Source organism: Collimonas sp. OK242 (assembly GCF_900107095.1).
Classification (GTDB): Bacteria; Pseudomonadota; Gammaproteobacteria; order Burkholderiales; family Burkholderiaceae_D; genus Collimonas.
The window spans coordinates 132,137-138,703 of sequence record NZ_FNOR01000015.1; the positions used below are offsets into that span (position 1 = coordinate 132,137).

Below are 6,567 nucleotides of genomic sequence, written 5' to 3' on the forward strand. Positions count from 1 at the left end.
TGTGCTAAAGTAAGCGCTTCGTGGATCCTTTAAAAGTTCCACGGTATATATGTTTAATGGTGCCACGGGTGACACTCAAACATTCCTGATTGCACGCTTGCACTTTCTCGATTTTTCCATGACGACGATTATCCCGGCTCTGGCGCCACATGTCTTGCTCGAAGCTCCGCTGAACAAGAACCACGATGCGGCGCCCATGCAACGTCAGCTGCATCATCGCATCAAGGAAGCTATCCTGGATGCCCGCCTTGCGCCCGGCAGCCGTTTGCCGGGCTCGCGGGCCCTGGCCGAGGCGCTGTCGATATCGCGCAATACGGTGACTGCAGCATACGACCTGCTTGCCGCGGAGGGGTATGTGCAAGCCGATCGTCAAGGCACCAGGGTGGCGGCGTTATCGCGCCCGGCGCGGCCGCGCACGATACGAGATATACCTGTTGCCCCCGTGATTGCGCTACGTCTGGCGCGTATCAAGCCAACTACGAAGCCGACTACGCAGCCGACTCAGCAGCCGGCCGCGCCGCGCGCCGATGCCGGCGCGGCATTGCGTCCCGGCATCCCGGCCTTGTCTCATTTTCCGCTGGCTGCCTGGCGGCGCGGGGTAGACCGCGCTATCCGCCGCGCCGGACCATCGGCCCTGGGCTATGGCGATCCGCTGGGCGAGCCGGCGTTGCGCGCCTCTATCGCGCGCCACCTGGGCGTCGCCCGCGGCGTGCGTTGCGAGCCAGCCCAGGTCATCATTACCGAGGGCGCGCAAGAAGCCCTCGCGTTATGCGTGCGTCTGTTCAGCAACCCGGGCGACACGGCCTGGGTCGAGGATCCCGGCTATCGCGGCGCCAAGGCCGCGATGCATGCGGGCGACCTGCGCCTAACGCCGATGCGCATCGACGCCGACGGCCTGATCGCAAGCGATGCCGATTGGCGGTCGCAGCCGCCGCGTCTGATCTACACCACCCCTTCACATCAGTATCCGACAGGCGCCGTGTTGACCGCGGCGCGCCGTCTGGAGCTGATCGCGCAGGCGCAGCGCCACGGCGCGTGGATCATCGAAGACGATTACGACAGCGAATTCCGCCACGCGGGCGAGTCCATCGGCGCCATGCAAGGGCTGGTGACGCAGGCGCCTGTGCTGTACGTAGGCACGTTCAGCAAGACCATGTTTCCCTCGTTGCGCCTGGGGTTTCTGGTACTGCCGGAAGCGCTGGTCGAAGCGATGCAGACAGCGCTGGAAGAAATGCTGCGTGGCGGCCACCGCTACGAACAGCTGGCGCTGGCCGAGTTCATTGAAAGCGGCCAGTTCAGCCGCCACCTGGGCCGCATGCGCCGCCTGTATCGCGATCGCCAGCAAGCGCTGCGCGAAGCACTGAGCCGGCACCTGCATCTGCCGCATGCCATCGAAGGCGGCTACTGCGGGCTGCATCTGACCGTGCGGCTGCCGGCGCGTTATCCGGACTGCAAGATCGCCGAGGCAGCCCGGCGTTACGGCATCGCGCCGTCCCCGTTATCGGGTTTCGCGCTGCGCCCTATGGCCGATGACAACGGCCTGGTGCTGGGATACGGCAATACCCCGGCTGAATTGTTCGCGCCTCTGGTGCGGCGGCTGTCGCAATTGATCCTGGCTGCGGAGCTATCCTAGGTTGCCGTGCTTGTCCCAGTGGCCCAGGCCTCAAACAAAGCCGGCCATGCGGGCGCTCCGACTCGCCGCTCTGGCATCTGGTAGCATGTCATTCGGGCATTGACTGGTACTTATGCGTAGCTTCGCCTCAGGTACGGATAAATGCAGATAATTTCGGCTGTTGCATGCCTGGCCTTCCCACAGCACACCAACTTTTATTTCTCGCATAGAGAGGAACCATCATGAGCGTTACCACCAAATGGATAGACATCGAGGCCGCCGACGGCACCTTCGGTGCTTACCTGGCCATCCCGCATACCGGTAAAGGTCCCGGTATCGTACTGATCCAGGAAATTTTCGGCGTCAACGAACACATTCGCTCGGTCGCCGAGCAATACGCCGCCGATGGCTACATGGTACTGGTGCCGGATGTGTTCTGGCGCAGCGGCCACCGCATCGAATTGACTTATGACGAAGCCGCCTGGAAACGCGCCTTCGAGCTGAGGCAAGCCACCGACGTCGCCAAGGCGGAATCGGATATCGCACTGACCGTTGCGGCCTTGAAGGCTCAGCCCGGCCTGGACGGCAAGCTGGCCGCCATCGGTTATTGTTTCGGCGGCATGCTTGCGTATCTCGCTGCGGCCGACGGCCTGGTCGACGCAGCGATCGCGTATTACGGCGGCGGTATCCAGAATCAATTGCAACGCGCCGACGACGTCAGGGTGCCGCTGCTGATGCATTTCGGCGGCGCTGACAGCCATATTCCGCTGGACGCCGTGCAGCGCATTGCCGAGCGCTTCGAACACAATGAGGATGTCGAGGTCCACATCTATCCGGGCGCCGAACATGGCTTCAATTGTTCGCACCGGTCCAGCTATCACCAGCGCGCAGCGGCAGAAGCGCATGGCAATTCCCTGACTTTCCTGAGCGACAATCTGTAAAAGCCGAGTCCGCTTCAGCCGCGGCCTAAGGTTGCACGCTGGCCTTGTAGAACGCCGTCACTGCATCGGCCAGCAACTTGTGCGTATGCGTGGTGGGATGCAAGGTGTCCCAGAACACGAAACTATCCGGATTGCTGCACTGTGAGCGCGCGCTTTGTTTGCTCAGGTAGTTCGTGCTGGAATCGGTATTGATGTTGAGGCAGGACTGGGTGGTGTTGCTGACCTGGTATTTGACCGGATTGGCCAGCAGGTCGTTGAACAAGGCATAGGTATCATACAACTGGATATGCAAGGTGCTGCCGTATTGCGCCTGCAGCGAGCTGACCAGCGCAGCCAGGCGGTTGTTGAGGTCGATCACCTGCGCCGCCACCGTCGGACCGGTGGTCTTGATGCCGAACACCGGCGCCTTGGACACGTCCGGCAGCTTCAGCAGCAGGATATTGCGGGCGCCCGACTGGATCAGGCTTTGCAAGGCCTGGGTTTCGCCGCTGATCACCTGGTCTACCGTGCTGTTGTAATTGACCAGGTCGTTGCCGCCGATTAGCAAGGTAAACAAGGTGTTCTGCGGCTGGTAATTCTGCGCCATCTGCATGTAGCTGACATACGACTGCACCTGCTGGATCACGCCCGGAATCACCAGCTGCTGCGTGTCTACGCCGGCGCCGCCGATGGCCCAGTTATACAAGGGCAGCTGCAGGTTGTTGGCGAAATACTCCACCCAGTTGTTGCCGTTGCTGAAACGCCCGAGGAACCAGCTGCTTGAATTCGGCAAGGTCCATTCCGAGGCGTTGAAGATGTTCTGGGTGTCGGACAGGCTGTCGCCGAAGGCGACGATCTTGTTGATGCCGCTCTGCGCCACGCTGTCGTTGGTCCAGACGGTGTAGTTGAACGACAGCGCATTGTCGGCGGCAGCGACCATCGCCACCGGCTGGCTGATGCCCTTGGCGCTCAGCGTGCTTTTGCATACCGATTGCAAGGTGGCTTGATCGGTATCGCTGTAGAACATGTTTTCCCAGTCCAGCAAGCCGCCTGCCCACCAGTAGCCGTTGATGCGGTAGTAATCGCCGCTGGACGGATCCAGGCCCCAGGCATAGGTCGTGGTAGGCCTGCTTGCATCGTTGCCGGTGCGGTACCAGCAGCGCAGATAAGTGTAGGTGCTGGTGCTGGCGGCATTGGCGCCGGCGGTCTGGATGCGCGCGGCCGGCTTGCGGGCCGGCTTCTGCTTCAGCAGCTGTTCCTTGGAAAGCGGTCCGGAGGAGGACAGATGGTGGGTGTAGGCGGGATCGGGTTTTACATCGGCGGCAACTTGCGCCATCGCCATATTCGAACACAAAGCACAAAATACAAACAGAGTTTTCATTGCTGGATTCCTTGTTTTGTCTTGCTTTCTTTGGATCACTGGGGAGGTCCGGCGCAATTGCTGTGCTGGCGCCGGCAACGGAACGGGCCGCTGCCGTCCTGCGGGCGCAAGGCGGCAGTAGAGGCATGCCCGGACGAATATTGACACGTGGCAACAATTAAAAATTGACAATATCGGCCATTAGATTCTTGTTTCTAATTTCCAATTGCAATTCCACTTGCCCACAGAAAATGTGGTAATGCGCTTGTCAAGCCATCCGGCAGCGGCCTGGCTTGCCTAATATCGGCTTCCTCGCCGCTGGTGAGCAGCCGGTGCACCGGGTTACCGAGCGCATCGACAACAGCGTGAATCTTGCCTGTCCATCCGCTACGCGAACGGCCTATCACTTGCTGCCTTGGCATCGGCAGCGTGCTGGTGTGCACGCACAGCCGTCTGTCGATCATCGGCATTTCCAAATCGCTGTCGCCACTGATCTAAGGATTTTTTGTTGTTTGCATTGTTTTTTCATCGACTGCATTCGAGGAGCTGGCGCTGATGGCCGCAAGTGCATTGGCCCGAACGATATCCACAGGACCAATACCGTCTATCTGTCGATATTTTGCAGCCCCGGGCTGTCCGGATTGAGACCACTGATTGTAATAAGCAATGAGAATTTCCGTTTGATCGTGATAGACCTTTAAGCGTTTTTTAACAATCTCTTCCCTATCGTCGTCGCGCAGAATCAAATCCTCGCCGGTCACATCGTCTGTTCCCTCGACCTTTGGCGGATTGAATTTCACGTGGTAGGTACGACCAGACGACGGATGAATTCGGCGTCCGCTCATGCGTTCCAGAATGAGCTCGTCTGGCACATCGATCTCCAGCACGTAGTCAATTGCGACACCGGCTTTCTTCATCATTTCTGCCTGTGGAAGCGTGCGCGGGAAACCGTCGAACAAATAGCCGTTGGCGCAATCGGCTTGCTTCAAGCGATCTTTGACAAGACGGATAATGATTTCGTCTGATGCCAGGCCGCCCGCGTCCATCACCTTTTTTACTTCCGCACCCAGAGGCGTCTGGTCTTTTACCGCAGCTCGCAACATATCACCGGTGGAGATATGTGGGATATTGAAATTTTCCTTAATAAAATTGGCTTGTGTGCCTTTTCCCGCACCAGGCGGTCCTAAGAGTATGAGGCGCATAATATTTCCGTAAAGTGGGATTCAGTTCTCGTGCCAATGAAAATTCCTTGCTGCTTCAATGTAGGACATGTTTTCATTTCATTGATTAAACCGGCTGCTTGAGCTGCTCCAGGATGGCTGGATTTTCCAGCGTGGAGACGTCCTGGGTAATTTCCTCGCCCTTGGCCAGCACTCGCAGCAGGCGGCGCATGATCTTGCCGGAGCGGGTTTTCGGCAGGTTGTCGCCGAAACGGATTTCCCGCGGTTTGGCGATCGGACCGATTTCCTTGGCGACCCAGTCGCGCAATTCCTTGGCGATCTGCCTGGCTTCATCGCCGCTCGGGCGGCTGCGCTTGAGGACCACGAAAGCGCAGATGGCTTCGCCGGTGGTCTCGTCCGGCTTGCCGACCACGGCGGCTTCGGCAACCATGGGATTGGCTACCAGCGCCGATTCGATTTCCATGGTGCCCATGCGATGGCCGGAGACGTTCAGCACATCGTCGATGCGGCCGGTGATGGTGAAATATCCTGTGTCCTTGTTGCGTATCGCGCCGTCGCCGGCCAGGTACAGCTTGCCGCCGAACTCGGGCGGGAAGTAGGCGTTCTTGTATCGTTCCGGATTATTCCAGATGGCGCGGATCATCGATGGCCATGGACGCTTGACGACCAGGATGCCGCCATGGCCGTCCGGCAGTTCTTGCCCGGCTTCGTCGACGATCACGGCCTGGATGCCCGGCAACGGCAAGGTGCATGAACCCGGCACCAGCGGCGTGGCGCCCGGCAGCGGCGAGATCATGTGGCCGCCGGTTTCGGTTTGCCAGAAGGTGTCGACAATCGGGCAACGCTCGCCGCCGATATGCTTGTGATACCACATCCAGGCTTCCGGATTGATCGGTTCGCCCACCGTGCCCAGCAAACGCAGAGACGACAAATCATATTGCGAGGGATGGATATGCTGGTCGGCGTCGGCAGCTTTGATCAGAGAACGGATCGCCGTCGGCGCGGTGTAGAAGATAGTGGCTTTATGCCGTTGCACCATATCCCAGAAACGGCCGGCGTTAGGATAGGTCGGCACGCCTTCGAAAATGATCTGGGTGGCGCCGACGGCAGTCGGGCCGTAGGCAATATAGGTATGGCCGGTAATCCAGCCGATATCGGCGGTGCACCAGTAGACATCGTCCGGCTTGATGTCGAATACCCATTTCATGGTCAGCGCCGCCCACAGCAGATAGCCGCCGGACGAGTGCTGCACGCCTTTCGGGGTGCCGGTGGAACCGGAGGTATACAAGATGAACAGCGGATGTTCGGCATCGACCCATTCCGGCTCGCAGGTTTCAGCCTGCGACGCCACCAGTTCATGCAGCCAGAGATCGCGGCCGGCGACGACGTTGATGTCGCCGCCGGTGCGCTTGTAGACCACGACGTTCCTGATGGTGTCGCAACCGCCCAGCGCCAGCGCTTCGTCGACGATGGCTTTCAGCGGCAGGCGCTTGC

The 6,567-nt window shown here is 59.6% G+C and carries 6 protein-coding genes and 1 pseudogene; 3 read left to right on the top strand and 4 right to left on the bottom strand.

From position 1 onward, the window contains the following. Positions 1-118 precede the first annotated feature (118 nt). Positions 119-1,633, top strand: a complete 1,515-nt coding sequence (locus BLV81_RS17450; RefSeq protein WP_092358607.1) for a MocR-like pyridoxine biosynthesis transcription factor PdxR — start codon at positions 119-121, stop codon at positions 1,631-1,633. Between the two features lie 221 nt (positions 1,634-1,854). After that, a complete protein-coding gene (locus tag BLV81_RS17455) occupies positions 1,855-2,553 on the top strand; it encodes a dienelactone hydrolase family protein (RefSeq protein WP_092358566.1) in 699 nt (232 codons plus the stop codon). A 25-nt stretch (positions 2,554-2,578) separates the two neighbouring features. Here the strand turns inward: BLV81_RS17455 and BLV81_RS17460 are convergent, their stop codons facing one another. Beyond that, complete coding sequence (locus BLV81_RS17460) at positions 2,579-3,913, bottom strand: SGNH/GDSL hydrolase family protein (RefSeq protein ID WP_092358568.1); 1,335 nt, start codon at positions 3,911-3,913, stop codon at positions 2,579-2,581. Between the two features lie 248 nt (positions 3,914-4,161). After that, positions 4,162-4,302: pseudogene (locus tag BLV81_RS24255) on the bottom strand (IS5/IS1182 family transposase); the annotation flags it as partial. Here BLV81_RS24255 and BLV81_RS24260 point away from each other — a divergent pair. Next, positions 4,265-4,390 (top strand): hypothetical protein, encoded by a 126-nt coding sequence (locus BLV81_RS24260; protein ID WP_255365317.1) that lies wholly within the window; start codon positions 4,265-4,267, stop codon positions 4,388-4,390. The pseudogene BLV81_RS24255 and the gene BLV81_RS24260 overlap by 38 nt on opposite strands. Here BLV81_RS24260 and adk read toward each other — a convergent pair. Together adk and BLV81_RS17475 are read right to left on the bottom strand one after the other, a co-directional pair. After that, positions 4,387-5,094 (bottom strand): adenylate kinase, encoded by a 708-nt coding sequence (gene adk, locus BLV81_RS17470; protein WP_092358572.1) that lies wholly within the window; start codon positions 5,092-5,094, stop codon positions 4,387-4,389. The two genes, BLV81_RS24260 and adk, sit on opposite strands and share 4 nt — an antisense overlap. 85 nt (positions 5,095-5,179) lie before the next feature. Then, on the bottom strand, positions 5,180-6,567 hold a 1,388-nt coding region (locus tag BLV81_RS17475; protein ID WP_092358574.1), incomplete at its 5' end, for an acetate--CoA ligase.

Coding starts and splice junctions, on each gene's coding strand:
- BLV81_RS17450 (WP_092358607.1), top strand. CDS start 119: ATGACGACGATTATCCCGGCTCTGGCGCCACATGTCTTGCTCGAAGCT.
- BLV81_RS17455 (WP_092358566.1), top strand. CDS start 1,855: ATGAGCGTTACCACCAAATGGATAGACATCGAGGCCGCCGACGGCACC.
- BLV81_RS17460 (WP_092358568.1), bottom strand. CDS start 3,913: ATGAAAACTCTGTTTGTATTTTGTGCTTTGTGTTCGAATATGGCGATG.
- adk (WP_092358572.1), bottom strand. CDS start 5,094: ATGCGCCTCATACTCTTAGGACCGCCTGGTGCGGGAAAAGGCACACAA.